Below are 23,553 nucleotides of genomic sequence, written 5' to 3'. Positions count from 1 at the left end.
CCGTACTGTGCCATTTCCCTGGACCGGCGCCACGGCCATCGGCCTGGCACTCGCCCTCAGCCCCACCCCCTCACCCGCCCCCACCCCCGCGACCACTCCCGTCGTGCGCTGCGAACCCGAGCCAGGCGTGGCGGAGGTCACCGGCGAGCCGTGGCCGCAGCAGCGGCTGCGGTTCGAGCGGGTGTGGCGGCTCACCAGGGGCGAAGGCGTGACGGTGGCCGTGGTCGACAGCGGCGTGGACGCCACGCACCCCCAGCTGTCCGGAGTGGTCGTCCGGCAGGAGGATCTCACCGGCACCGACAGGCGCGACTGCGTCGGCCACGGCACGGCCGTCGCCGGGATCATCGCCGGACGTGACCTCACCTCGCGCGGCGTGCCCGTGATGGGGGTCGCGCCCGACGCGAGAATCCTGTCGATCAAGCAGACGGAGGGACGCTCCGGCGACGTGGCGAGGCTGGCCAGGGGCATCCGGCGGGCCGCCGACCTCGGCGCCGACGTGATCAACGTGTCCGTGCAGGCCCAGGACCACCCGGACCTGAAGGCGGCCGTGACGTACGCGCAGGCCAAGGACGCGGTGATCGTGGCGGCCGCGGGCAACGTCAAGCAGGACGACGGCGCCGTCGCGGCGGCGTACCCGGCGGAGTATCCCGGAGTGATCGCGGTCGGCTCGGCCTCGCCCGACGGCGCGAAGTCGGAGTTCTCCAACGGCGTGACCCGCATCTCGGTCACCGCCCCGGGAGCCGGGATCACCAGCGCCTGGACCGGCGGCGGCTACCGTACGGAACTGGACGGCACCAGCTTCGCCGCCCCGTTCGTGTCCGGCGTGGTCGCGCTGGTCAGAGCCAGGCACCCCGAACTCGACCACTGGCAGATCAAGCGCAGGCTGGAGCGCACGGCCGAGGGCGGAGGCGCGGCGGGCACCGGAGCCGGCCTGATCAACCCGCTGCTGGCGGTCACCTCGGTGACCCCGCCCACCGGGGAAAGGGCCGCCGCGCCGCCGATCGTGCTGGCGAGAGCGCCGGTGCCGGACGCCCGCAAGCAGGCCATCGCCATCGGGATCGCCGCGAGCGCGCTCGGCGCCACCACGCTGGTGGTCTTCCTGGCGCTGATGCTGCCCAGAGCCCGTCGCCGGGGCTGGCGCGCGGGGAACGCGCGGGGAGCACAGTGACACTTACAGGAAAGTTGAAAGGGTGGCCCGCCTCGTCCGCCCCAACTTACGTTGATCGGAAAGTACGGGAACCCGGTCGATTTCCGGGCCACGAGACCGAGAGGTGCACGTGCCAGAGCCCACACGTTATGAGGCGGGCAGCCAGCACAGCGCCGCAGAACGCGCGCTGATCGCCCACCAGAACATCATGCAGATCCACAACCGGCTCACCCAGATCCCGGCGACGCTCGGCGGCGCCTGGCAGGGCCAGTCGGCGACCGTTTTCACGCAGGTGCTCAACGAGTGGAACCCGCAGTTCAAGAGGGTCATCGACGCGCTGCACACGATCGCGGAGAACCTGAAAGGCTCGGGCATCCAGTACGACGAGGCCAACACCAACGCGAGCGACGTCGCAGCCCGGCTCAAGGCCGCGCTGAGCGCCGGCCAAGTCTGACGAACGGAGAATCACCATGACCGGTGGCGGAGAGATCATCCTCGCGAACTTCGACGAGATGGATGAGATCGCGGCGGAGCTGGGCCGGGCCTACGCGAACCTGACCGGCGAGCTGACCGACCTGGAAAGCGACCTGAAGATCCTGGAGACCTGGGACGGCGCCGCCAAGGACGTCTACCTGGCGGCCAAGAGCGAGTGGAACAGCGCGGTGGTGTCCATGGGAGACACCATGCAGCGTTTCAGTCCCGCGCTGCAGGACGCGACGCAGATCATGCGGGACGCCGAGCACGCCAACATGCGCCGCTGGGGCACCTGAGCCACGGTGGACGAGCCGCTCATCGACCCGGCCACCGCGGGTGACACGGTGAGGTGCAAGCCTGAGGTGCTCCTCGACGTGGCCGGCAAACTGACCAGGGAGCTGCTGCCCCGGCTGGAGGCGGCCAAGCACCAGGTGCCCGATCTCTCCCCGGCGGCTCCCGGCGACTGGGACATCGCCCAGGGGTACGCCGGCACGGTGGTCCGGGCCAGGGTGGCCACCTGCGACTCGCTCGACTTCGTCATGGAGCAGGTCCAGCGGGTCGTCGACGACCTGGCGGAGACCGCCGGCACCGTGCTGGACGCCGACCAGCGGGCCGGCGCGGCGCCGGGCAAGGAATAGAGGAAACGCGTTGCCGGAACCGAAGCCGATCAGGAACGGCTGCCTCCAGGGCGGGAACGTCCACGGGTACGGCGGGCGCGAGGAGATCCGGCGGATGGTCATGGGGACCAGGCCGGAGGAGTTCGGGCCCGTCGCGGACGCCTACAGGGCGGCCTCCGAGCTGCTCACCACCACGATCACGACGCTGGGAGACAGCGCGGCCCGCCTGGTGGCCGACGGCAGCTGGGGAGGGGAGTCGGCCAGGGCCATGCTCGCCCGGATGAAGCGGCTCCAGACGTACCTGCAGGCGCTGCGGGACGGCGTCGACGGCGTGCCGCCCTCGCTCGATCTGGTGAGCCGCGAGCTGGTCTCGGCCAAGGAACGTTTCGACCAGGCCACGGAGCAGCGCACGTACTGGGTGGAGGCCAGTGGCATGGGGGCGGGGCAGTCGATGCCGGCCAACGATCCCGACGCCGACGCGCGGGAGTTCATGACGAAGCTGAACGGCGCCTACCACCAGGCGCACACGGCTCTGCCGGAGCGGCTGCCCTGGGACGCCGAACTGGCTTCGCCGGCGCCGTACCTGCCGCCTTCCCAGCAGGTGGCGACGCCGTTGCGGAGCGGTGACCACGGGGTCCCGCCGTACGAGGGCGCGGGGCGGGCCGCCACCGACCTGGCCGCGACGCCGGGCTCCCGGCCCGCGCCCGCAGGTTCGCCGGGGGGCCACCCGGGCGGCGGGCCGGTGCCGGGCAGCCCCGGTGGGGGGCCGCCGGCGAACGCGGGCGCGCCGTACGCCGCCCCCACCACGACGGCGGCCGGGGCGGGCGCCGCGCGGCCGGGCACGGCGGCTCCGGCGGTCGCCCGCCAGGACGGACGCCAGGCGGGACACCCGCCCGCGTTCGGCACGCCCCCGCCCGTCACGGCCTCCGTGCCCGCGCTCAGGCGCGGCGGCGGGCCGTCCCCTGCCACGGGCCACGACCCGTCCGCCACCGGGGACCCGGCGCGGACCGGGAGCGTCGCGGCCGAGACCGGTCCCTCCGTGCGGCCGGGCACCGTGCCGGTCGTGGGCGCCACGCCGCCGGCGATCCGGGCACCCGTGGCCGGAGGCGAGGCGGGCGTCACGGCGGGCGGCGGAGTGCCGTTCATGCCCATGGGCGGAGCGGTCCCGCAGGACGGGCGGGCCGGCCGCCGCTCGCTCGCGCCGAAGGGCGACGACGACTTCTTCCGGCCGGCGATCGACGGCGGCCCTCCGGTGGTGGGGTGAGAGCATGAGCCAGGACTCGGTCGCGGCCCAGGTGGAGTCGATCCGCGCGATGGGCCGGAACATGGCCGCCGCGCCCATGCACGACCTGGAGGAGATGAGCCGGGCCATCGGGCGGGTCGAGCTCACCTCCGGGGCGTACGGCGCCTTCGGGCTGCTCGGCGGGTCGCTCGGGCAGGCCCTGGACGACGTCAAGGCGGCCGCGCGCGGATACCTGTCGGCCAAGCGCGACCAGGTGGCCGACATCCACGACAAGGCGTACGGCACGGCCAACGGCTACACGGGCGGCGACGCGAGCGCCGCCCGGCTGGCCGCCGGCATGCCGGCCGGCCCGCGATCCCAGACCCAGCCCGGCACCCAGGCGTGAAAGCGAGACCCCGTGCTTGAACAACCGTGGTCGGTCATCGAGGGCTCGGCCATGGCGATGACCGGCTCGACGCTCCTGGGCTGGAACCGCGCCCGCCACGCCACGCTGATCCTGCCCCTCATGTACGGCGACACCGCCCAGCAGCAGGCGGCGGCCGACGGCTGGGAGCGGCTGGCCGCGGCGCTGGAGCGGCACCCCGGCGTGGTGGACTCCTCCACCCGCGGCGTCGAGTGGTCCGCCCGCAGCGCCGAGCTGTACAAGAACACCGTGCTGGCCTACTCCGACGACGCCGCCCAGAAGGTCGCCTCGCCGAGGGCGACGGCCGACACCCTGCGCGTCACCGCCAACGTGTACGACGTCCTCGGCAAGGCCGTCTTCGCCACCGGCGCGGGCATCCTCGCGGCCGGCGTGATGCACAGGGTCGCCACGGTGAACCCGTTCACCAGGGTGGCCGCCGAGGTGGCCGCCACCGGGTTCGGCCGCAGGGCGGACCACCAGGCCGCGACGATCGCGGCCAGGGCGAGAACGTTCGCCGAGGGCGGCAAGGGCGTGCTCGGCAAGGTGGCGCAGAAGCTGGCGGGGATGTCTCCGGCCAAGCAGGCGCTGGTGGGCGGCACGGTCGCGGTGACCGCCGGGACGATGGGGCAGTCGGCGGTCGCGGGCCGGCTCAGCGACACCCGGCTGGAGACCTCGCCGCAGGCGACCACGGGCCTGCCCGGATCCGCGGAAACCGCGGGTCTGCCCGGCTCCACGGGGACGGGTCTGCCTGGATCTACGGGGAGCGCGGGTCTGCCCGGATCCGGGACTGAGGATCAGACCGGGCCCGCGGAGAGCGCGTGATGGCACGGGAAAGGATGACGGGGTGATGGCGGCGTTCGACGAGGAGGCCATCGACCGGCTGGTGGCGGAGGCGCAGCGGCCCGCCGCCGAGATGGACGAGCTCTACCAGCAGGTGCTCGCCGTCAAGGGCGTCGCGCGCGACCAGGCCAAGCTGGTGACGGTCGAGTGCTCCGCGCAGGGCGTCACGGGCCTCGACATCGACCCGCGCGCCATGCGGTGGGGCTCGCAGCGGCTCTCCGAGACGATCCTGGCCCTGATCGCCGAGGCGCTGGCCGACATGGAGGCCAGATCGGCCGAGCTGCTCGGCGACGTCCTGGGGGAGGGCCCGCTCGACCTGGCCGCCGAGGCCAACCCCGCCGACCTGCGCATGAGGGAGGCGCGGGAGGCGTACGAGGCCGCCATGGACCAGGCGACGGCCGAGCTGGCCCGCATCCAGCGCGATCTCGACGGCTGAGCCCCAGCGCACACCGAGCCTGCGAGCCCTCAGGGGATCCCTCAGCCCAGGTAGGCGGTCTGGATGAGTTTCTCGCCCGACCGCCGGTCCACGTAGAGGCCGCGCCCCACCGGGAGCTTGCGCGGCCGTACGTTGCCGAACAGCTGGCCCTCGTCCCTGGGCCCCGACAGCAGCACGGCCGGCGAGTTCATCTCCTTCAGCCGCCGCACGACCGGGTCGAGCATGCTGCGTCCCGCCCCGCCCATGGCCCGTGCCAGCACCACGTGCAGGCCGATGTCCCTGGCCTGGGGCAGCAGGTCGCCGAGCACGGTGAGCGGGTTGCTGGAGGTGGCCACGAGGTCGTAGTCGTCCACGATCACGTACAGGTCCTGCCCGGTCCACCAGCTGCGCGTCCGCAGCTGCTCCGAGGTGAGGTCCGGCGGCGGCAGGCGCGTCTGCAGCACCTCCTGCACGCCTTTCAGCAGGGTGGCGGCGGCGGTGCTGGAGGCGGCGTAGCCGATGCGGTGCTCGGTGTCGGTGGCGTCGAGGAGCGTGCGCCGGTAGTCGATGACGACGAACCGCGCCCGCATGGGGGTGTGCGTGCTCGCGAGGCCGCCGGCGATCAGGCGCAGCAGGTTGGTCTTGCCGCTCTCGGCGTCGCCGAACACCACGAAGTGCGGGTCGGCGCCGAAGTCCAGCGACACCGGCGCCAGGGCGGCCTCGTCGATCCCGATCGGCACGCGGGCTCCGTCCGCGGCCGGGTCTCCGGTGCCGCGCGGGAGCGTGTGCGCGGGCAGCAGGGAGGGCAGCAGGCGCACGGGCGGGGCCGGGTGGTCGTGCCAGGCGGCCGCCGCGGCCTCGACGAGGCCGCTCACCCCGTCGGCCAGGTCGTCCACGGTGGAGCGGCCGTCGATGCGCGGCAGCGCGGCGAGGAAGTGCAGCGCCTCGCGGGTGAGCCCGCGCCCCGGAGCCCGCTCGGGCACGTTGGCGGCCGCCTTGCGGTCGATCTCGGAGTCGAACGTGTCGCCGAGCCGCAGCTCCAGCCGGGTGCCGAGCAGGTCGCGGACGGAGGCGCGGAACTCCATCCACCGGTTGGCGGTGCCGGCGACGTGGATGCCGAAGCCGAGACCGCGGGTGACCAGGTCGGCGAGGTCGGGTTCGAGCTGCTCGTACTCCTGGCGCACGATCGCCCAGCCGTCCACCACGAGGAAAACGTCCCCCCAGCCGTCACCCTCGTAGGCGCCCGAGGCGACCATCCGCCGGTAGGTGGCCATGGAGTCGATCCCGCGCTCCACGAACAGCTGCTCGCGGCGGTCGAGCAGCGTCCTCATCTCGGCCACCGTCCTGCGCACCGCGTCGGCGTCGAGCCGGGTGGCGACGCCGCCCACGTGCGGCAGCCCGGACAGCGCCGACAGCGTGCCGCCGCCGAAGTCCAGGCAGTAGAACTGCACCTCCTTGGGCGTGTGCGTGAGCGCGAGCGAGGTGATCAGCGTGCGCAGCAGCGTGCTCTTGCCGGTCTGCGGCGCGCCGACGACGGCGACGTTGCCCGCCGCCCCCGACAGATCCAGCCAGTACGGGTCCCGCCGCTGGTCGAACGGGCTGTCCACGATGCCGGCCACGGCGTGCAGCCGCCCGGGCCGCTCCTGCCCGGTGCCCGCCGCGGTGAGCCCGTGCCCGGGGGTGGCCTGGATGGGCGGCAGCAGCCGGTCGAGCGAGGCGGGCTCCTTGAGCGGCGGCAGCCAGATCCGGTGCGCCGCGGGCCCCTGGCCGGTCAGCCGCCCGACCACGATGTCCAGCAGGCTGTCCTGTTTGCCCTGCCTCTCCGCGTCGTCCTCGGGCGGGGGCGTCTCGGCCACCGGCGGCATGGGCACCCGCTCGGGGCCGTACCAGACGATCTTCCCGCGGTGGCCGGAGCGTGCCGACACGGTCTGCCTGCGCGCCGCGTCCGCCCGGTGCGGCCCCGACACGTACGCGGCCTTGAACCGCGTCATGCCGGTGGTCTCGAACATGAGGTAGGCGTTGCCCGGCTCGGGCGGCAGCGAGTACGCGTCCGCCACCCCGAGCACGGCCCGGCTCTCGGCCGCCGAGAAGGTGCGCAACCCGATCCGGTACGACAGGTGCGTGTCCAGCCCGCGCAGCCGCCCCGCCTCCAGCCGCTGCGAGGCCAGCAGCAGGTGCACGCCCAGCGACCGGCCGAGCCGGCCGATCATCACGAACAGCTCGACGAACTCCGGTTTGGCCGTCAGCAGCTCGCTGAACTCGTCCAGCACGATGAACAACGTCGGCAGCGGCCGCAGGTCGGCGCCCTGCTCGCGGGCCTGCTCGTAGTCGCGCAGGGAGGCGTGGTTGCCGGCCGCGCGCAGCAGCTCCTGGCGGCGCACCATCTCGCCGTGGAGCGCGTCGTGCATGCGGTCGACCAGGGGCAGCTCGTCCTCCAGGTTGGTGATGACGGCCGAGACGTGCGGCAGCGCGTCGAGGCCGAGGAAGGTGGCGCCGCCCTTGAAGTCGACGAGCACGAAGTTCAGCGTCTCGGACGAGTGCGTGGTCGCCAGCGCCAGCACCAGCGTGCGCAGCAGCTCCGACTTGCCCGAGCCGGTCGCGCCGACCACCAGCCCGTGCGGTCCCATGCCGCCCTGGGCGGCCTCCTTGATGTCGAGCTCGACCGGCCGCCCGTCGGCGCCGAGCCCGATCGGGACCCGCAGCCTGTTCCTGACCGGCCGGGGCTGCCAGGTGGACGCGGGCGACAACCGCCGCGCGTCGCCGATCCTGAGCAGGTCGGTGAGGGTCGTGTTCGTGGCGAACACGTCCTGCTGCTCCTCCTTGCCGGCGGAGCCCGCGCGCATCGGCGCGAGCTGCCTGACCAGGGCGGCGAACGCGGGCCGCGCCATCCGGTCGGGCCGGCCGAGCCCTGACCGGAGCTCCTTGCCGAGCTCGTCCTCGACGACCCTGACCACCTCGTCGCGGCCGACCTCGAGGTGCAGGGTGAGCTGCGCGGGCGCCTGCGGGGCCGCCCCGCCGAGGTCGATGACGGTGACGCCCTCGATGACGTCCAGGGCGAGCTGGCTGCCCGCGGGCACCGTGCCGCCGTCCACCACCACGACGTGGTAGGGCAGCGCGTCCGGCGCGAGCCCCTTGCTGAACCGGGGCCGGTCCTTCAGCTCGAACCCCAGCAGGGCGTCCAGCTCGCCGAGGTCGCGCACGACCAGCCGTACCGGGCCGGCGCCGTCCTCCTCGGTCGGGTGCAGGGCGTGCGGCAGCCACTTGACCGGCTCCCATTCGGTGGCCCGTTCCCCTCCGGCGCACACCGAGATCCGCAGCTCTTCTGGCGAGTGCAGGGCGGCGGCCTGCGCCAGCGCGGCGCGGACGAGGTCGCGCCCGGCATCCGGATCCCCGCTGATCGTGATCCTGGCGAACGAGTGCAGCGCCAGCGCGACGGGCAGCCCCGGCACGGTGGCGTGCGTGCGCACGAAGCGGCGCAGCGCTCCCGCCGTCATCGGGTCGAGGTCCTCGATCGGCTTGGTCTCCGGCGGGATCATCGGCAGCGCCAGCCGCTGCGCCGAGGTGGCGATCCTGATCTGGGCGAAGTCGTCGTCGCGGGGCCGCCGCTCCCACAACCGGCTGGTCATCACCAGCGACCAGAGCGCCGCGGGGTCGGGGTGGTTCCAGGTCATGGCCCGGTGCTGCTGCGCGGCGGCGCCGCGGACCCGCTTCCTGACCTGCTCCAGGTAGCGGTAGTAGTCGCGGCGCTGGCCGTTGAGCTGGTTCTTGCGCTCACCGGCGTTGCGCATCATCTGGCCCACGGTCATGCCGATCATGGAGACCGCGAACAGGCCGCTGGACACCATCATGATCGGGCTTCCGGTGCCGCCGCCGGTGACCATCAGCGCCATCGCCCCGGCCCCCGCGATCATGGGCAGGTACGTGAGCAGTTGCGTCAGCCCGCCGCCGGTGACGGTTTCCGGGATTTCGGGGGGCGATTCAAGCAGCACCTCGCCGCCAGGAGGCTCGGGCGGCGTGCGCCGCTCGGGTCTGCGGACCACGATCAGGCTGCCACTCATCAGAGCCCATAAAAGCCGCTGACAAAGCGTTATATGCGATATTTCAAAATTCCTCGATGCTTTTAAAGCGCCGCGTGCGATGTCCGATCCATAAACTCGTCCGGGTGAGTGCCACCGGAACCGACCTGTGCCGGGTCACCGTCGTGACCCCGCGCGGATTCCTGGACCTGGGCCTGCCGCCTGACATGCCGCTCGGCAACCTGCTGCCCACCCTCCTGCGCATCGCGGGGGAGGGGCTCGCCGAGGCGGGCCTGGCCCATGGCGGCTGGGTGCTCCAGCGGCTCGGCGGCCCGCCGTTCGACCTGAACGCCACGCTGTCCGAGCTGGTCGTACGCGACGGCGAGCTGCTGCACCTGCGCCCGCGCGGGCACGAGCTGCCGGAGATCGTCTTCGACGACGTGGCCGACGCCGTGGCGACGGGCGTGCTGGAGCGCACCGGCCGCTGGCAGCCGGCCACCACCAGGTCCTACGGGCTGCGCGCCGCCGCCGCCCTGCTCGGCACGGGCGCCGCCGCGCTGCTCGCGACCGGACCGCCCTGGGCGCCCGCGGCCCTGGTGGCGGGGGTCGTCGCGCTGGTCCTGCTGATGGTCGCGGCGGCGCTGTCGCGGGCACTCGGCGACGCGCGGTCGGGCGCGGTCATCGGCTACGCGGCCCTCCCGTACGGGTTCGTCGCCGGGCTGCTCGGACCGGCCACGGACGGCGCCATCCTCCAGCCCGCCAACCTGCTGTCCGCCTCCGGCGTGGTGCTGATGCTGGCCACGGCGACCGGATTCGCCGTCGCCGACGGTCTGCCGGCGTTCCTGGGCGTGGCCGCCGCCGCGCTCTGCGGGCTGCTCGCCTCGGGGCTGGTCATGGGCCTCGACCTGGCCGCGGCCGGGGTGGCTGCGGTGCTGGCCGCGCTCGTGGTGGGGCTGACGACGGCGATCCCGTCCCTGTCGTTCCGGCTGGCGGGCATGCCGCTGCCCGCCCTGCCGACGACGGCGGAGGAGCTGCGGCGCGAGGGCGGTGACCTGGACGGCGAGCTGGTGATCGACAAGACGGTGGCCGCCGACCGGTTCTGCGGCGGGCTGCTCGGCGGAGTGGCGCTCGTCGTGCTCGGCGCCCAGGTGCTGCTGGTCCTTGACGGCTCCTGGGCCGCGATCGCGCTGAGCGTGGTGTTGCCGACGTCGATGGTCATGCGGGCCCGCGTCTTCGAGGGCCGCGGCCAGCGGATCCGGCTGCTGACCACGGCCCTGCTCGGCGTGGCGCTGGCCGCCTCGGGAGCCGTGTTCGGGGCGGCGGACGAGGTGGTGCGCTACGGGATCGTCCCCGGGCTGGTGGTGCTCGCCCTGGGCGTGGCGGGCACGGCGCTGTGGCTCACGTCCGGGAAGCCGTCCCCGTTCTGGGGCCGGGTGGGCGACATCGCCGACATCCTGCTGATGATCGCGCTGATCCCGCTGGCGCTGGCCGTGCTCGACCTGTACGAGACCATCCGCGGCCTGGTCGGCTAGTTCCTGTCGCCGGCCACGTCGTCCAGGCTCATGTCGCCGCCGGGCGTCCTGACCCGCCAGTCGAAGGACCGCGTGGCCTCCGGCAGCGGCTCGCCCTGCTCGGGCCGGGTGAACGTGCCCGCCTTCGCCGTGTCGATCGCCGCCTCGGTGAAGTCGATCGCCGCGCCGCCGTCCGGCCGCATGAACGCGAGCTGCACGGCGGCCGAGCCGCCGATCCCCGCCGCGACACCGCTCAGCACGTCCTTGAGCCCGAGCGAGCCGAGGAAACGCTGGAGCTGCCCGGTCGACGCGGCCAGCGCGGCGCTCGCCTGGGCGCCCGTCCTGCGCGTCGCGATCCTGGCCGCCACCCGGGTCTGCGGGGCCAGGGCGAGCACCTGCAGCGCGGCCAGCCGCAGGTACGTCTCCTGCGCGATCTTGAGCGCCGCTCCCCAGTAGACGAGGAAACCGTCGCCGATGTCGTCGACGTGCCCGGCCACCCACTGCACGTTGGTGCGGAAGGCGTCGAGGTGCGTCCGCAGCACGGCGGCCGCGTCGGCGAACGCCTTCTGGTCCTCGGCGATCCACTTCCGCCCCGAGGCGTTGATCACGCCGGTGAGCGCGTTGTTGGCGCCCTTGTCGAGCCGGCCGCCCACGCCCGTCTGGAGGTTGGCGGCGGCCGTCCAGATGGCCGGCACGTTCGCCACGGCCGGGGCGGTGGCCAGCAGGCCGATGAGGACGGACGGCTCCAGCCGGGCGGACCTGCGCAGGACGGCCCGCACGGTCTCGGGGTCGGGCGGTTCCTTGCGCGAGGGGCGCAGCGGGGAGCCGTCCCTGGCCAGGCCGGCGACCCTGCGGGTCACGGCCGGCTCGCCCGCCGGACGGCGAGTTCCTCGGCGGCCCGCCAGTTGTCCTCGGCGAAGCGCAGGTGCTCGCCCTCCCACGTCCTCAGCACGCCGAGCGCCGCTTCCGTGTCACGGACGAACGCGTCGATGAGCGAGCGGTAGAGGGCGCCGGCCGTCCACTCGCCCAGCGCCCCCCAGCCGGGGAGGTCCAGCGCCCTGTTCTCCTCGAGGATCTGGCGGATCTCCGCGAAGAGCGGCAGCAGGTCCTCCCTGAGGTCGCGCCGGACTTCGCCGATCGCGTCGGGAGTGATGAAGACGGTGTGCTGATTCACGTTCATTATCCTGTGCCGCCGTCGGCGGATGTGGCGGGGACGTCACGAAATGGTCCGGCATTGTTCGCTTCTGCGATACCGTGCGGCTTCGCATCTTTTATCCCTATAAATTGGGTTTGGTGAGGACTAGTGGGAAGTAAGGGGCGTTAGTGCACAACCAGCGCGACCTTTACCAGGCGTACCGCCTCACCATCCAGCGCATCGGCCTCGCCCTGCTGCGCGCCCAGCCCAACCAGCCCGAGTGGCCGCTGCGCCGGCAGAACATCGGGTTCCTGGCCGGGATCATGGTGGCGGTCCTGCTGTGCGTCGGCTTCGCCGTCTTCGGCCTGCTGCGCCCCGGCGGCACGAAGTCGATCGAGGAGCCGGGGACCCTCGTCATCGAGCGCGAGACGGGCGCCCGATACGTCTACAGCCACGACCAGCGCAGGCTCATCCCCGTCGCCAACTACGCCTCGGCCCGCCTCGTGCTCGCCTCGGCGCAGATCAAGGAGCGGGTCGTGGCACGCGAGGCCCTGGCCGGGTACGAGCGCGGCGCGCCCATCGGCATTCCCGGCGCCCCCGACTCCCTGCCCGGCCCCGCCAACCTGGCCAAGGGCCCCTGGGCGGTCTGCGTGCAGGAGCGCGCCGAGCCGACCGGGAGCAAACCGTACGTGACGCTGGTCGCCGGCCGTAAGGTCGGCGGCACGCCGGTCGCGGAGGGTGACGCGCTCCTCGTCGACGTGGGCGGCCGGCAGTGGGCCGTCTGGCGCGGCACCCGCATGCGCGTGGCGGGCGGCATCGCCCGCGGGCTCACCTCCACCACGCCGGCCCCGGTGCCGGTCGCCTGGCTCAACGCCCTGCCGGAGGGGCCTGACCTGGCCGCGCCGGCCATCAGCGGCCGCGGCAGGCCGGTCACCGGCCCCGGGGGCAAGGCCGCCGCCGTGGGCCAGGTGTTCCGCGCGGACGGCGTGGCCGGCGGCGAGGCCCGCTGGTACGTCATGCTGTCCGACGGCCTCGCCCCCGTCACCCAGGGCCAGGCCACGCTCCTGCTCAGCGACCCCGACAGCAGGCAGGCCTACGGCGGCGGCGCGGTGAAGGAGATCGCCGTCGACGCGGCCACCGCCAACGCCGCGCGCCGCTCGCGGACCGCGATCCCCGCCGACGGCCTGCCTCCCGTCATGCCGCGCATGACCGCCTACGACCCGGCCAGCCCGCTCTGCGCCGTCTACGCCGACACGGGAACCGGATCCACCCGCGCCCGCCTCACCACCGGCGCCACGCTGCCCGAGCCGCACGGTGACGCCACCGACCTCGTACGCCTGCCGCCCGGCAAGGCCGTGCTGGCCGGCGTCCTGCCCGGCGACGGCCAGCTCAAGGCGGTCCAGGCCTACTACCTGGTCACCGCCGACGGCCGCCGCTACGCCGTGCCGGGCGCCGACGTGCTGGGCAAGCTCGGATACGACGCGAGCCAGGCCGCCCCCGTGCCGGCGAACGTGCTCCAGCTCATCCCCGAGGGCCCCGTGCTCGACCCCGCGCGGGCGGCCAGGCCCGCGATCGAGCAGGATCAGTAACCGCGGTAGCCGCTGCCGGTCTTCATGCCGACCACGCCGGGCACGTTCGAGACCGAGCCGTAGCGGTCGACGGCGTAGCGCACGCCCGCGATGATGTTGTCGACCGGGTCGTAGATGTTGCCGTGTCCCGGCAGCTTGTGGGCGTCGAACGTCGGGTCGATGGTCTGCATCAGCCCTTTGGAGGGCGTGCCCTTCGCCGCGTTGGAGTCCCAGTTGTTGATGGCGTGCGGGTTCCCGCCCGACTCATGCTTGATGATCATCCAGATGTCGTTCGCGTTCATCTGCCCCGGGGTGTAGCCGTGCCTCCTGAGAATGGCGATCGCCTGGTTGATCCAGCCGGCGACCTGGCCCTGTGGGGCCGGGCCGCCTCCGGCCGGCGGCGGTCCGCTGGAGCCGTACCCGCCGAAGCCTCCCGAAGCGCCGCCCGAGGAGCCTGACGGCGTCGACGCGGCCAGCGCGGTCGTGCGTGACTCCGCCTCCGCCGGCGACCAGTCGAGCCTTCTGCCCGGCGCGGGTGCGAAGGGCTGGGCGTCCGGCTCCGGGAGCTCCTTGGCGATGTCCGGGATCGTGCCGAGCGCGCTCTGGAGCCTCCCGGCGGTGTCGGCGAGCGCCTTGCCGGTGTCGGCGACCAGCTTCTGCAGCGCCGAGCGGGCCTCGCCGAGCGCGGGCCGCATGCTCTGCGCCACCTGCTCCTCGGCGGGCCTGGGCGTACGGCCGCGCAACTCCTGGGCGGCGGAGGCGTACCCCTGGCAGATTTCCAGCGCCTGCGTCTCGGCGGAGCTCAGCGTGCTCGCGGCCGCGTCGAGGTGGCCCGCGCAGTCCTGCAGCGCCTGCCGGAACCGGTCACCGCAGCCCGCGAGCCTGCCCATGTAACCGGCGAACGCGTCCGCGCCCGACCCCTGCCAGGCCTGGTCCACGTCGGACACCGCGGTGCGCAGCGCGCCGGTGTGCCGCCCGCCGGTTCCCGCGGCGGCGCGCCAGGCCTGCGCCGCCGCGGTGATCGCCTCGGGCGCGCCGGCCACCCGGGCCGCCAGGTCGGCCAGCTCGCCGCCGCCCGGCGCGGCCCTGACGTCGTCGAGCGCGCTCACCGCCGGACCGCGGCGCCGTCGGCGGCGACCACCGTGCGCTCGACGCCGTCGAGGGTGCGCTCGACCGCCTCCAGGCGGCCGCCCAGGGTCCTGGCCGCCTGCTCGGCGACCCGCAGCAGGTCGCCCGCCGCCGTCGCCATGGCCGCCGACCCGGACACGTTCCCGAAGGCCGCCGCGTCCGGCGCCTGGCCCGTCATGCCCGCGAAGGCTCCCGACGCCGACCTGGCCGCGGCCGCGCACGCCTCCAGCGCGCCGCGGTGGAACGTGAGCACCACGCTCGCCCTCCTTCCCTTCCTCAGCGCCGGAAGAGCTCCAGCAGCTCCTCCGCCCGACGGGTGCGGGCGATCCACATCTCGCGCCCGCGACGTTCCCGCGTGATCAACCGCCCGGCACGCAGCCGGTCGCAGTGGTACGTGAGGCCGCTGGGGGCGATCTTCATGTCCGTCGCCAGCATGGACATGGTCATGGGCTGGTCGAGCGCGCAGAGCAGGTCGGCCCGGATCGGACCGACGAGCGCGGACAGCTCGTCCACCGCCGGCCTGACCGGCTTGCGCCACAGCGAGTCGGCGCCGCGGACCGGATAGGCGATCCACACCGCCTCGGGGTCGTCCAGGCTGACGATCACGGAGTCCTTGCCGGCCAGCGTCGGCACCAGGACGATCCTGCGGTCGCCCAGGTCGTGCCCGATGGGTTCCGGGTCGGAGATGAGCAGGCCGCGCTCGGTGCAGACGATGCGGTCGCTGAGCGAGCCGAACAGCAGCTCGGGGCGGCCACGCACGGCCGCCACCCCCACCCGCTCGATCTCCCGGTCCAGCAGCGGGCGGGCCCGCTTCCACAGGGGTTCCGTGGTGTTCCAGACGTCGGTCACGGCGCCGGCGTAGCCGCGCAGCCAGCGGCGCGGCTGCTCGGCGGCCGCACGCCAGTGCGCGGGCGGCGTCCCCGGCCCGAACGCCTGCTCCATGTCCTTGAGCAGGGCGTCCGGCGCGATGTCCTGGAGCGCGCTGATCTGGCTCTGCATGGTGACGTCCCCGTCGACGGGGGATCTGGCCACGAGACTGTCGGGCGCGACCGTGCGGCCGGGCGCGGCCAGCGGGCGTACGGCCTCGTGCCCGTACGGGCGGACACGCGCGCTGATCGCCCTCCGCCAGAGCTCGGGCAGGCCGCGACGGCGCCCCGCGAGCGCGTCGGCGATCATGGCGAGTACGGTCAGGTTCGGCGCGATGGAGATCGAGATCTGTGGCGTGGAGCTGAAACGCAGCTCGCTCCACGCCTCGGTGCTGATTACGTGAGCCCCCACGGGTTGGACTGTAGGCAGCGCAGTCATCGCTGGAGCAATGCTTCAAGGAAGCTGGAAACATCCATAGGTCGAGCGATCCAGCCCTACGTGATGCGAACACTCCGGACGGGCGCGTGGTTGTCCGTCTGCTTCGGGGTCACCTGCATGACATGTCCTCTGTGTCGGGTCGTGTCGTGATTGGGTTGGTTAACGTATGCTCCTCCGCTAACTTCTCACTTAAAAAAGTCCCCATGGCCGCCTGACCAGCGAAAACATGCTGGCGCGCAGCCCTGCACCGACGTGACTCCAGGCGGGAGTCCCGTCAGCGCGGTGCGGTGTGGACCGCCTCGCGCCGGAAGTCGCGAGGCGACACTCCGTAGGCCCGGCGGAAGGCCCGGCTGAAGTCGGCGGCGTGCGAGAAACCCCACCTGGCCGCGATGCTGTGGATCGGCACCTCTCGCAGCGCGGGATCGGCCAGATCGCGCCGGGCGCGGTCGAGCCGCTGCGCCCTGATGTAGCCGCCGACCGTGCTGCCCTCCTTCTGGAAGAGCCGGTGCAGGTAGCTGGTGGAGATGTGGTGCTCGGCGGCCAGCGCGCGCGGGCCCAGGTCGGGGTCGCGCAGGTGATCATGGACGAACGCCTGGACACGCAGGATGAGCGCCTCACGGTTGGAGGGCGGGACGACGGGGCTGGTCTCGATGGCGTGCGCGAGGAGCGCGGAGACCAGGTCGAGCACCACCATGCCGAGCCGCGCGCCGTCGGCGGGCCGGTAGGCGCCTTGGTCCTCCGCCAGGCCGGTGATGAAGCTCGCCAGCAGGGCGCCGATGCCGTCGGTGGCCGACATCCTGCTGCCCAGCATTGCGTCCACCTGGTGCGTGGGCAGGGAGACCAGCGACCGGGGCACGGTCACCATGGCGGCCTCGAACCGCGGGCCCTGCCGCGGTGCCCGGAAACGCGCGGCCAGGACCCGCGTCATGTCGTGCACCAGCAGGTCGCCGACCCCCGACGTCGCGTGGCCGTCGGCCCAGATGACCTGCAGCGACCCGGCCAGGGGCACCAGCAGCTGGCAGGTCTCCTCCAGTTCGGGCTCCTCGGGGTGCTCCTCCGCCCGCCACAGGCGCTGCGGCTCGAAGCTCCGCCTCGCCACGGTCACGGCCCCGAACTGCGCGCTGGTGTCGCGCGCCTCGACCGCCGGCTCGCACAAGGGCTCGCCGTCCCTGACGCGGTCTTCGTCCCACGGCTCGGCCAACGGCATACCGGCAAGCCTATGCCGATCGGGCGCGGCGCGAGTGGCCCCCGGGGCCGGCCGGGGTGAGCTCGGCGCACGCCTGGCCTGCTCGGCTCAACGTGCCCGCGCAGGGGCGCGCACACGAGCGATGGCCCGGGCGGGGAGGACATCTTTGCACCGGGACCCAAAGATCGAAGCCCGCGAGTGGGATTTCCCATCCACGCTCGACCCGGCGCCGGTGGCCGGTGCGACCACTCGGATGGAAGGCTTCCCCGCAGCCGCCCCGGTCCTCCTGCGAACGGATGGCCGGGGCGGAATCTCCGCAGACGAGTGAAAGGAGTGCTGCAGATGACGTACGACGCCGGCCGCGTCGCGGCGAAGCGGATCAATGATCACGTGGAGGTCATCCACGTCGACCACCCGGGCACGGTGCTGGAGGTGCCCCGCCGCGACTGGGAATCCTTCACCGCGGCCGTCAAGGCGGGTGCGTTCGACCTCGAAGCCCTCGAGCGGGCGCGGGAAGAGAACGTGGCCTGACCGCAGCACGACGGCGCCCGCCCGCCCGCCGGCGAGCGGGCGCCTCCACGCGTCCCCGGAGCTCTGCCTCCCTGTCCCCCGGCGACTGCCCGCGTCCCCGCAGACGTTCAGGGGAGGCGCAACTCGGCGAAGACGCCGCGGTGGTCGGTGCCCGGCACGTCGAAGACCTCCACCCGGCGCACGCTCACCCTCCGGTCGGCCAGGATGTGGTCGATGGAGATGATGGGCGGGAACTTCCTGAAGCTCGGCCAGGTCGGCACCAGGCCCTTGCCCACCTGGTCGGCGGCGTCCACGTAGCCGCGGTCGAGCAGGTCGCGCATGGCCCGGTGGTCGAGGCTGGCGTTGAAGTCGCCGGCCAGCACCCGGATCGTCGAGGAGGTGGCCGGGGGAAAGGCGCTCAGGGCGGCGTTCCACTCCTCCGTCTTGCGGCCGAGCGGCGGGTTGGGATGCACCGCCACGAACTCGACCGTGCCCCCGCCCGGCAGCGTCACGGTCGCGGCCGGCATGTTGTGCCCGACCGGGGTGAACAGGCCCGTCAGCTCCTTCGCCGGATGTTTGGAGAAGATGCCGCTGCCGGTGGCGCCGAAGGAGGGCTGCAGCACGCGGTGCGGCAGGAGCCGCGCGAGCCCGGCCGCGTCCAGCCGCTCCACCTCGGCGTAGCTGAGCTCCAGGGCGCTGAACACGTCGACGTCGTGCTCGCGCACCAGATCGACCACGGTCTCGGCGTCGGCCCGGGTGAACAGGTTGATCGCCAGCACCCGCAGCGGCGCGCCCTGCGCCGGAGGCTGCTCGGCGGCGAACGCGCGCGGCGCCACGATGGAGGCCATCACCACGCACACCACGGCGGCGGCGAGCGCGGCAGGGCGGTTGCGCCGCAGCAGCGACAGCAGCGCGGTCAGCGCCGCGAGCCCCGCCCCGATGGGCGTCACCGTCATGAGCTGGGTGAGGAAGGAGCCCTGCTCCAGGCCGCCGGCGCGGATGACGGCCCAGACGGCCAGCAGCGTGACGACCGTCCAGGACAGCCAGCGCCTGCGACGTCTCTTCCGGGAAGGCGGCGGATCATCCGTCGTGGCCCGGTCGACGCCGACTGCCGCGCTCACTTCGCCATCCTGTCCCCGACACGCTTCACAGGTTGCACCTTAAACGGCTGGAACGGCACGCCGCGACGCGGACGGTTCCGACGATCGGCGTGCCGCCGCATCCCGGCGCCGCGGGCGGGCGCCTTTGCTAACACCGGGGAAACGTGACCGCGTGTTGGGTGATCGCAGGCGAGGCAGGACGATCGGGCTCCGGAGAGTCGCGCGAGCGATGCCGGATCCCGGCAGCCCGCCCGCCTCCACCGGCGTTTCCCCATCACGCTCCGTGCCGGTGGCGACCGTCATGAGGTCATGTGCTGAAGGGATGGTGTAGTTCAGTGGGTACGTGCAGACGGAGAACAACGCTCTCGCTCGCCACCGCGGCGCTGCTTGCCGGGTCCGTGGCGGTCAGCGGCCCGGCGCATGCGGCGTCGTCCCCGATCGAGGCATGCGGTGGTGGTAGTTACCACGTCATAGACAAGGAGGACTTAGGAGCGGTAGCCACCGTCTACCTGCTGTACAACGGCACATCCAATTGCGTGATCACGTGGAAGAAGGACGCGCACGCGGGAACCAGGACGTGGATGATGGCCTCCATCGCGAAGCAGAACAGCGACGGCGGCTTCTCCGACTACAAGACCGACCGCGGGAACTATGCCTACTACGCCGGCCCGCGGAAGGTGAAGGCGCCCCATACGTGCGTCGACTGGGGAGGCGGCGTACCGATCAACGGGGTCGAAACCTCCTGGTACTCGCCTCCCTCGCGGTGGCACTGCGACTGATCCGTCGGGCTCACGCGGTGACCACGTCCGCGATGATCACCGTGGCGTCGCCCTCCGGCTCCAGGGCGGACATCTCGTCGTACAGGCGGTCCAGGCAGGCGGCAGGTGACGAGCCGCTCGCGAGCAGCGCCTTCAGCCGGGCGGCGCCGAGGGCGCGGGTCACGCCGTCCGTGACGATGGCCACGCGGTCGCCTGAGCGCAGGGGCAGCGTCCCGGTCTCCGGGGTGGGCGCCGACGGCAGGCCGGACCCGCGCGTCGTCAGGCCGCCGTCGGAACCGTGGGCCGTCGTGAGCGGGCGCGGCTCCGCACCCTTCGCACAGTGCCAGATGGCGCCGTCGCCGACGTGGGCGTAGCGCAGGCGCGGTTGCTGATCCTGGTCGAGGACGACCAGATCCAGCGAGCTGACCGGACCCGGTCCGCCGGAGCCGGCCGGGGTGGACCCCGATGCGGTGGGGCCGGTGGCGCGGGGCAGGCCAGTGGCGCGTGCTGCTCGGTGGGCCGCCCGGGCGCACGCGCCGAGGTCCTTCTCCCGAGTCCCCGCGCGCTGCGGCCGGGCGGCCACCACCGATGCCAGGGCGAGGGCCGCGGCGGTGTGGGCGTCGCCCGTGCCGCCCGCGTCGCCCGTGCCGTGTGCCGCCGCGATGAGCCGTTCCTGGATGACGTACGCGTCCGACGGCCGGCCGCGCGAGCCGTCGTACGTGCCGCCCGCCGCCACCAGCCTCGGCCGCGCCACCGGCAGGCCGGCCGGCCAGCTTTCCCTGCGGCCGCGCACCGTCATGACGGACACGCAGCCCACCAGGATGGGGATCACCACGAAGAACATCAGGTTCCCTCTCTCTGTCGCGTTCCCAGCGGCCCGCGCATCAGTACACGCGTGTACAAGGAGACACGACTGACGGCTGTTCGGCCGTCGTGGGGATGACGGCCGATCAGCCGTCATGCCGCAGGGGGAGCCGCGGATCAGGGTCGGGGGAGGACGGTGATCGACCGCAGCAGTGCCGGCCCGAGGAAACGACCATGCGACCCATCTCCCCATCCGCCGCCACGGCTGGCGCGATCTTCCCGCCCGCCCCTGCGGCGTGCGTTAATCTGAGATCCGTCTTATGCTCTCACTGCGAGCGGGCGGCGCATGTCTCACCGCGGTTCCACGAGGTACGACTCGGCGGCCAGGCAACTGGAGCAGGCCGCCGCGCGCATCGGGGCCGGTTCCCGGGCCGTGATCGGCCTGGTGGCGGTCGTCGCGGCGGTCCTCGGCGCCGTGCCGCCCGTCTCGGTGTGGTGGCTGGCGCCCGCCCTGGCGGTCCACCTGCTCTGGACCGTTCTCTTCCTGCGGGTGGCCTGGCGCAGGAAGCCGCTGCCGCCCTGGCTGGCGGCCGGTGATGTCGCCGTCACCGTCATGCTCTGCCTCGCGCAGCGCCACCTCGTGGCGGTGGACGCGCTCGCCGCGAACGCGAGCTGGATCTCCGGGCTGGTCACCATGAGCGTGGTCGTCGCCGGCGTCGCCTGGCGGCCTGCGATCGCCGTGCCGGCCGGGCTGGCCGTGGCGGCGTCGTACCTGGTGGGGGCCCGGTTCGCGGTGCCGCATCAGAACGTCGTGAGCACCCTGGCGATCCACCTCATGCAGATCCTGGCCATCGCGCTGCTGATGACGCTGCTGCGCCGCTCCGCCGCCTCGGCCGACGCCTTCCTGCGCCGCAGCGCGCGCGCCGAGGTCACGCTCATGGTCGAGCGGCTGCGCCGCGAGGACGAGCTGCGCCAGGTCGGCAGCGTCCACGAGACGTCGCTGCACACGCTGACCATGGTCGGACTGGGCACCTACGACCGGCCGTCGGACACGCTGCGCCGCCAGGCCGAGACCGACCTGGCGGCGCTGGAACGGCTGCGCGACAGGCCGCACGCGGGCACCGCGGCCATCGCTCTCGACGCCCTGCTCGACGAGGTGGCCGGCCGGGCCACGAGCCTGGAGGTACGCAGGAGCCTGACGCCGGAGACGGTGCCGGGAGAGGTGGCCGAGCGGTTCGCCCGAGCCGTCAACGAGGCGCTGGCGAACGTCGCCCGGCACGCCGGCGTGCGCCAGGCCGAGCTGGTCTCCAGCACCCGCGACGGTGAGATCAGGGTGGAGGTCGCCGACACGGGCGCCGGCTTCGACGTCGAACGGGTGCCGCCCGACCGGTTCGGCGTGCGCGGCTCGATCCTCGGCACGATGCGCTCCCTGCCGAACGCCGGCGCCGACATCAGCTCGGGGACCGGCGGCACCCGGGTGAGCCTGTGGTGGCGGCCATGACCGGCGACATCGAGGAGGTGGCGCACCGCTACACGCTCTACACCGCGATCGGCGCCATCGTGATCGCCGCGGTCTGGCACACGGGCTACGACCTCACCGTCACCATCACCGGCTGGGAGTCCTTCCGCCGGCCCCTGCTCGCGGCCGCCGCCTGGATCGCCTACACCGCGATCGGCGTCGTCGCCGCCCTGTCGCTGTTACGCACGTTCACCGGCCCGGCCAGGGCCCGCGAGCTGGCCGTCGCCGTGCTCGTCCTGGACGTCGCGGTGATCGTGGCCTGCCGGCCGCAGGACCTGATCGGCCCCATCGACTGGGGATGGGGGTCGGTGGGCTGGCTCGGCGTCATGCTGTTGTGGAACCGGCCGCGCTGGCGGGCCGAGGCCATCGCGTTCCTGTCGGCGAACGCCGGCATCATGCTGGTGGCGATGATCGCCACGGGCACGGTCGACCGCGTCTCCCTCGCCAAATACCTGATGGTCATCGTCGGCAGCGTCACGCTCCAGCTCGGCTACATGGCGGGCTGCCACACCCTGCGCGTACGCGCCGAGGACGCGGCGCTGCTGGCCCGCCGGCTGGCCGCCGACGACGCGTGGCGCGAGTCCGCGCAGCGCATCCACGCCGACCGGCTCCGCCGCTACGAAGCCATCCGCGAGGTGGCGGAGTCGATGCTCAAGCAGCTCGCCGACGGCGCTGACCCCGGCGATTCACGGGTGCGCGACGACTGCACGGCGGGCGCCATGCGGCTGCGGCGGCTCATCACGGAGCGCGAGGAGGTGCCGGACGAACTGGTGTCGGCGCTGCGCGAGCACATCGACGCGGCCGAGCGGCGGCAGGTCCTGGTGACGGCGCCGCCGTTCGGCGAGCGCCTGCCCGCTCTGCCCGACGGCGTGCGCGAGGACCTCCTCAGGGCACCCGTCGCGGCCCTGGACGGGGCCAGGACGAGGGCCAGGGTGACCGTGTCCGCGATGTCGGCCATGGTGAGCGTGGCGGTCGTCGCCGACAACGACGACCTGCCGGTCAACCCCGCTCCGGTGCGAGAGCCCAGCGGGGTCGTCGTCACCTATCAGCGGCAGGGAGGCGAGGTATGGGTCAACAGCATCTGGCAGGCCCCGTGACAGGACCCGTGACGGTCGCGCTGGTGGAGGACCATCAGGTCGTGGTGGACGGCGTGCGCTCGTGGTTCGGGCCGCACAGCCAGGTGGAGCTGGTCGCTCAGGGGCCCACCATCGAGTCGGTCCGGGGCACGCCCGCCGACGTGCTGCTGCTCGACCTCAACCTCAACGGCACCATGGTCATCGACCGGGTCGCGGAGTTGTGCGCGGGCGGGCAGCGGGTCATCGTCTTCTCCGAGCACGAGGAGCCCGAGACGGTGCGCGCGGTGCTGGACGCGGGCGCCTCGGCCTTCATCGGCAAGGGACGGGCGACCCGTGACTCGTGTCTGGAGACGATCCTGGAGGTGGCCGCCGACCGGCCGAGCATGACACCGCCGATGGCCCAGGCCATCGCCACGGATGAGGGGCCGCACCGGCCGCAGCTGTCCGACAAGGAGCGGGCGGCGCTGCTGTTCTGGTTCCAGTCGATGTCGAAGGCCTCGGTGGCGGCACGGATGGGGATCAAGGAACGGACCGTGCGGCAGTACATCGACCGGGCCAGGGTCAAGTACGCGGCGGCCGGGCGGCCCGCGCCCACCAAGGAGAAGCTGCTCATCTGCGCCATCCAGGACGGTCTGCTGCAGCCCGACGAGGTGACCGTCTACACGTCGCTGGCGGCTCGCACACCACCCGATCGGGGATGACGCCTGGCCTCGGTCCTCCTGGCAGGAGGGGGCCGGCAGGGCCGAGGACCAGGTCAAGGCGGGCGAGCGCCCAGCGCCGCCCGCGAACGAGCTCGGC

The 23,553-nt window shown here is 73.3% G+C and carries 24 protein-coding genes; 15 read left to right on the top strand and 9 right to left on the bottom strand.

Annotated features, from left to right (window positions below; all coding sequences use genetic code 11):
• Positions 1-7 precede the first annotated feature (7 nt).
• From mycP to ACZ6SA_RS01470, 8 genes are all read left to right on the top strand, one after another.
• Positions 8-1,168 (top strand): type VII secretion-associated serine protease mycosin, encoded by a 1,161-nt coding sequence (gene mycP / locus ACZ6SA_RS01505; protein ID WP_465825989.1) that lies wholly within the window; start codon positions 8-10, stop codon positions 1,166-1,168.
• A 109-nt stretch (positions 1,169-1,277) separates the two neighbouring features.
• Positions 1,278-1,601 (top strand): WXG100 family type VII secretion target, encoded by a 324-nt coding sequence (locus ACZ6SA_RS01500; RefSeq protein WP_347641977.1) that lies wholly within the window; start codon positions 1,278-1,280, stop codon positions 1,599-1,601.
• Positions 1,602-1,617: 16 nt separating this feature from the next.
• Positions 1,618-1,917, top strand: coding sequence for a WXG100 family type VII secretion target (locus ACZ6SA_RS01495; protein ID WP_347622416.1), 300 nt, complete (start codon positions 1,618-1,620; stop codon positions 1,915-1,917).
• Between the two features lie 6 nt (positions 1,918-1,923).
• Positions 1,924-2,259, top strand: a complete 336-nt coding sequence (locus ACZ6SA_RS01490; RefSeq protein WP_347641978.1) for a hypothetical protein — start codon at positions 1,924-1,926, stop codon at positions 2,257-2,259.
• 10 nt (positions 2,260-2,269) lie between these two features.
• A complete protein-coding gene (locus ACZ6SA_RS01485; protein WP_465825986.1) occupies positions 2,270-3,502 on the top strand; it encodes a hypothetical protein in 1,233 nt (410 codons plus the stop codon).
• 4 nt (positions 3,503-3,506) lie between these two features.
• A complete protein-coding gene (locus ACZ6SA_RS01480) occupies positions 3,507-3,866 on the top strand; it encodes a hypothetical protein (protein ID WP_465825985.1) in 360 nt (119 codons plus the stop codon).
• Between the two features lie 12 nt (positions 3,867-3,878).
• Positions 3,879-4,706, top strand: a complete 828-nt coding sequence (locus ACZ6SA_RS01475) for a hypothetical protein (protein ID WP_465825983.1) — start codon at positions 3,879-3,881, stop codon at positions 4,704-4,706.
• A 25-nt stretch (positions 4,707-4,731) separates the two neighbouring features.
• Entirely contained in the window at positions 4,732-5,160 is a 429-nt protein-coding gene (locus ACZ6SA_RS01470) for a YbaB/EbfC family nucleoid-associated protein (RefSeq protein ID WP_465825981.1), read from the top strand.
• 41 nt (positions 5,161-5,201) lie between these two features.
• On the opposite strand, the gene eccCa is transcribed toward ACZ6SA_RS01470, so the two are convergent.
• Positions 5,202-9,197, bottom strand: coding sequence for a type VII secretion protein EccCa (gene eccCa, locus ACZ6SA_RS01465; RefSeq protein WP_465825980.1), 3,996 nt, complete (start codon positions 9,195-9,197; stop codon positions 5,202-5,204).
• Positions 9,198-9,301: 104 nt separating this feature from the next.
• On the opposite strand from eccCa, the gene eccD reads away from it, so the two are divergent.
• Positions 9,302-10,687 carry a type VII secretion integral membrane protein EccD gene (gene eccD / locus ACZ6SA_RS01460; protein WP_465825978.1) on the top strand — a complete coding sequence of 462 codons (1,386 nt, stop codon included), beginning with the start codon at positions 9,302-9,304 and terminating at the stop codon, positions 10,685-10,687.
• On the opposite strand, the gene ACZ6SA_RS01455 is transcribed toward eccD, so the two are convergent.
• Positions 10,684-11,526, bottom strand: coding sequence for a hypothetical protein (locus ACZ6SA_RS01455; RefSeq protein ID WP_465825976.1), 843 nt, complete (start codon positions 11,524-11,526; stop codon positions 10,684-10,686). The genes eccD and ACZ6SA_RS01455 overlap by 4 nt on opposite strands.
• Complete coding sequence (locus ACZ6SA_RS01450; RefSeq protein WP_347641986.1) at positions 11,523-11,840, bottom strand: hypothetical protein; 318 nt, start codon at positions 11,838-11,840, stop codon at positions 11,523-11,525. Before ACZ6SA_RS01450 ends, ACZ6SA_RS01455 begins: the two co-directional genes overlap by 4 nt.
• A gap of 149 nt (positions 11,841-11,989) precedes the next feature.
• On the opposite strand from ACZ6SA_RS01450, the gene eccB reads away from it, so the two are divergent.
• A complete protein-coding gene (eccB, locus tag ACZ6SA_RS01445; protein ID WP_465825974.1) occupies positions 11,990-13,390 on the top strand; it encodes a type VII secretion protein EccB in 1,401 nt (466 codons plus the stop codon).
• Here eccB and ACZ6SA_RS01440 read toward each other — a convergent pair.
• From ACZ6SA_RS01440 to ACZ6SA_RS01425, 4 genes are all read right to left on the bottom strand, one after another.
• Positions 13,384-14,478 (bottom strand): transglycosylase SLT domain-containing protein, encoded by a 1,095-nt coding sequence (locus tag ACZ6SA_RS01440; protein WP_347641988.1) that lies wholly within the window; start codon positions 14,476-14,478, stop codon positions 13,384-13,386. The genes eccB and ACZ6SA_RS01440 overlap by 7 nt on opposite strands.
• Positions 14,475-14,753 (bottom strand): hypothetical protein, encoded by a 279-nt coding sequence (locus ACZ6SA_RS01435; protein WP_347641989.1) that lies wholly within the window; start codon positions 14,751-14,753, stop codon positions 14,475-14,477. Before ACZ6SA_RS01435 ends, ACZ6SA_RS01440 begins: the two co-directional genes overlap by 4 nt.
• A gap of 20 nt (positions 14,754-14,773) precedes the next feature.
• A complete protein-coding gene (locus ACZ6SA_RS01430) occupies positions 14,774-15,775 on the bottom strand; it encodes an ArsR/SmtB family transcription factor (RefSeq protein WP_347641990.1) in 1,002 nt (333 codons plus the stop codon).
• A 301-nt stretch (positions 15,776-16,076) separates the two neighbouring features.
• Positions 16,077-17,009, bottom strand: a complete 933-nt coding sequence (locus ACZ6SA_RS01425) for a helix-turn-helix domain-containing protein (RefSeq protein WP_347641991.1) — start codon at positions 17,007-17,009, stop codon at positions 16,077-16,079.
• 321 nt (positions 17,010-17,330) lie between these two features.
• Here ACZ6SA_RS01425 and ACZ6SA_RS01420 point away from each other — a divergent pair, with 321 nt between their 5' ends.
• On the top strand, positions 17,331-17,519 hold the full coding sequence (locus tag ACZ6SA_RS01420; protein ID WP_347641992.1) for a hypothetical protein: 189 nt from the start codon (positions 17,331-17,333) through the stop codon (positions 17,517-17,519).
• Between the two features lie 107 nt (positions 17,520-17,626).
• On the opposite strand, the gene ACZ6SA_RS01415 is transcribed toward ACZ6SA_RS01420, so the two are convergent.
• A complete protein-coding gene (locus ACZ6SA_RS01415; protein ID WP_347641993.1) occupies positions 17,627-18,619 on the bottom strand; it encodes an endonuclease/exonuclease/phosphatase family protein in 993 nt (330 codons plus the stop codon).
• 314 nt (positions 18,620-18,933) lie between these two features.
• Between ACZ6SA_RS01415 and ACZ6SA_RS01410 the strand changes: the two genes are divergently transcribed.
• Positions 18,934-19,377: a hypothetical protein gene (locus ACZ6SA_RS01410; RefSeq protein WP_465825972.1), complete on the top strand. Its 444-nt coding sequence runs from the start codon at positions 18,934-18,936 to the stop codon at positions 19,375-19,377.
• 10 nt (positions 19,378-19,387) lie between these two features.
• Here the strand turns inward: ACZ6SA_RS01410 and ACZ6SA_RS01405 are convergent, their stop codons facing one another.
• Positions 19,388-20,200, bottom strand: coding sequence for a SpoIIE family protein phosphatase (locus ACZ6SA_RS01405; protein WP_465825971.1), 813 nt, complete (start codon positions 20,198-20,200; stop codon positions 19,388-19,390).
• A gap of 306 nt (positions 20,201-20,506) precedes the next feature.
• Here ACZ6SA_RS01405 and ACZ6SA_RS01400 point away from each other — a divergent pair, with 306 nt between their 5' ends.
• The 3 genes from ACZ6SA_RS01400 to ACZ6SA_RS01390 are packed head-to-tail and all read left to right on the top strand — an operon-like array spanning position 20,507 to position 23,456.
• The gene (locus ACZ6SA_RS01400) at positions 20,507-21,661 is read left to right on the top strand and encodes a sensor histidine kinase (protein ID WP_347641996.1); all 1,155 of its coding nucleotides are present in this window, start codon (positions 20,507-20,509) and stop codon (positions 21,659-21,661) included.
• The gene (locus tag ACZ6SA_RS01395; RefSeq protein WP_347641997.1) at positions 21,658-22,776 is read left to right on the top strand and encodes a hypothetical protein; all 1,119 of its coding nucleotides are present in this window, start codon (positions 21,658-21,660) and stop codon (positions 22,774-22,776) included. Before ACZ6SA_RS01400 ends, ACZ6SA_RS01395 begins: the two co-directional genes overlap by 4 nt.
• Positions 22,773-23,456 (top strand): response regulator, encoded by a 684-nt coding sequence (locus tag ACZ6SA_RS01390; protein WP_465825969.1) that lies wholly within the window; start codon positions 22,773-22,775, stop codon positions 23,454-23,456. The genes ACZ6SA_RS01395 and ACZ6SA_RS01390 overlap by 4 nt, the downstream gene beginning before the upstream one ends.
• The last annotated feature ends 97 nt before the right edge of the window (positions 23,457-23,553 follow it).

The organism is Nonomuraea sp. NPDC049378 (assembly GCF_055586745.1).
Note: the sequence above shows the minus strand (reverse complement) of the source record. Positions and strands in the feature narration are given on the sequence as shown.

Coding starts and splice junctions, on each gene's coding strand:
- ACZ6SA_RS01395 (WP_347641997.1), top strand. CDS start 21,658: ATGACCGGCGACATCGAGGAGGTGGCGCACCGCTACACGCTCTACACC.
- ACZ6SA_RS01495 (WP_347622416.1), top strand. CDS start 1,618: ATGACCGGTGGCGGAGAGATCATCCTCGCGAACTTCGACGAGATGGAT.
- ACZ6SA_RS01400 (WP_347641996.1), top strand. CDS start 20,507: ATGTCTCACCGCGGTTCCACGAGGTACGACTCGGCGGCCAGGCAACTG.
- ACZ6SA_RS01420 (WP_347641992.1), top strand. CDS start 17,331: ATGACGTACGACGCCGGCCGCGTCGCGGCGAAGCGGATCAATGATCAC.
- eccCa (WP_465825980.1), bottom strand. CDS start 9,197: ATGAGTGGCAGCCTGATCGTGGTCCGCAGACCCGAGCGGCGCACGCCG.
- ACZ6SA_RS01480 (WP_465825985.1), top strand. CDS start 3,507: ATGAGCCAGGACTCGGTCGCGGCCCAGGTGGAGTCGATCCGCGCGATG.
- ACZ6SA_RS01405 (WP_465825971.1), bottom strand. CDS start 20,200: ATGTTCTTCGTGGTGATCCCCATCCTGGTGGGCTGCGTGTCCGTCATG.
- ACZ6SA_RS01425 (WP_347641991.1), bottom strand. CDS start 17,009: ATGCCGTTGGCCGAGCCGTGGGACGAAGACCGCGTCAGGGACGGCGAG.
- ACZ6SA_RS01470 (WP_465825981.1), top strand. CDS start 4,732: ATGGCGGCGTTCGACGAGGAGGCCATCGACCGGCTGGTGGCGGAGGCG.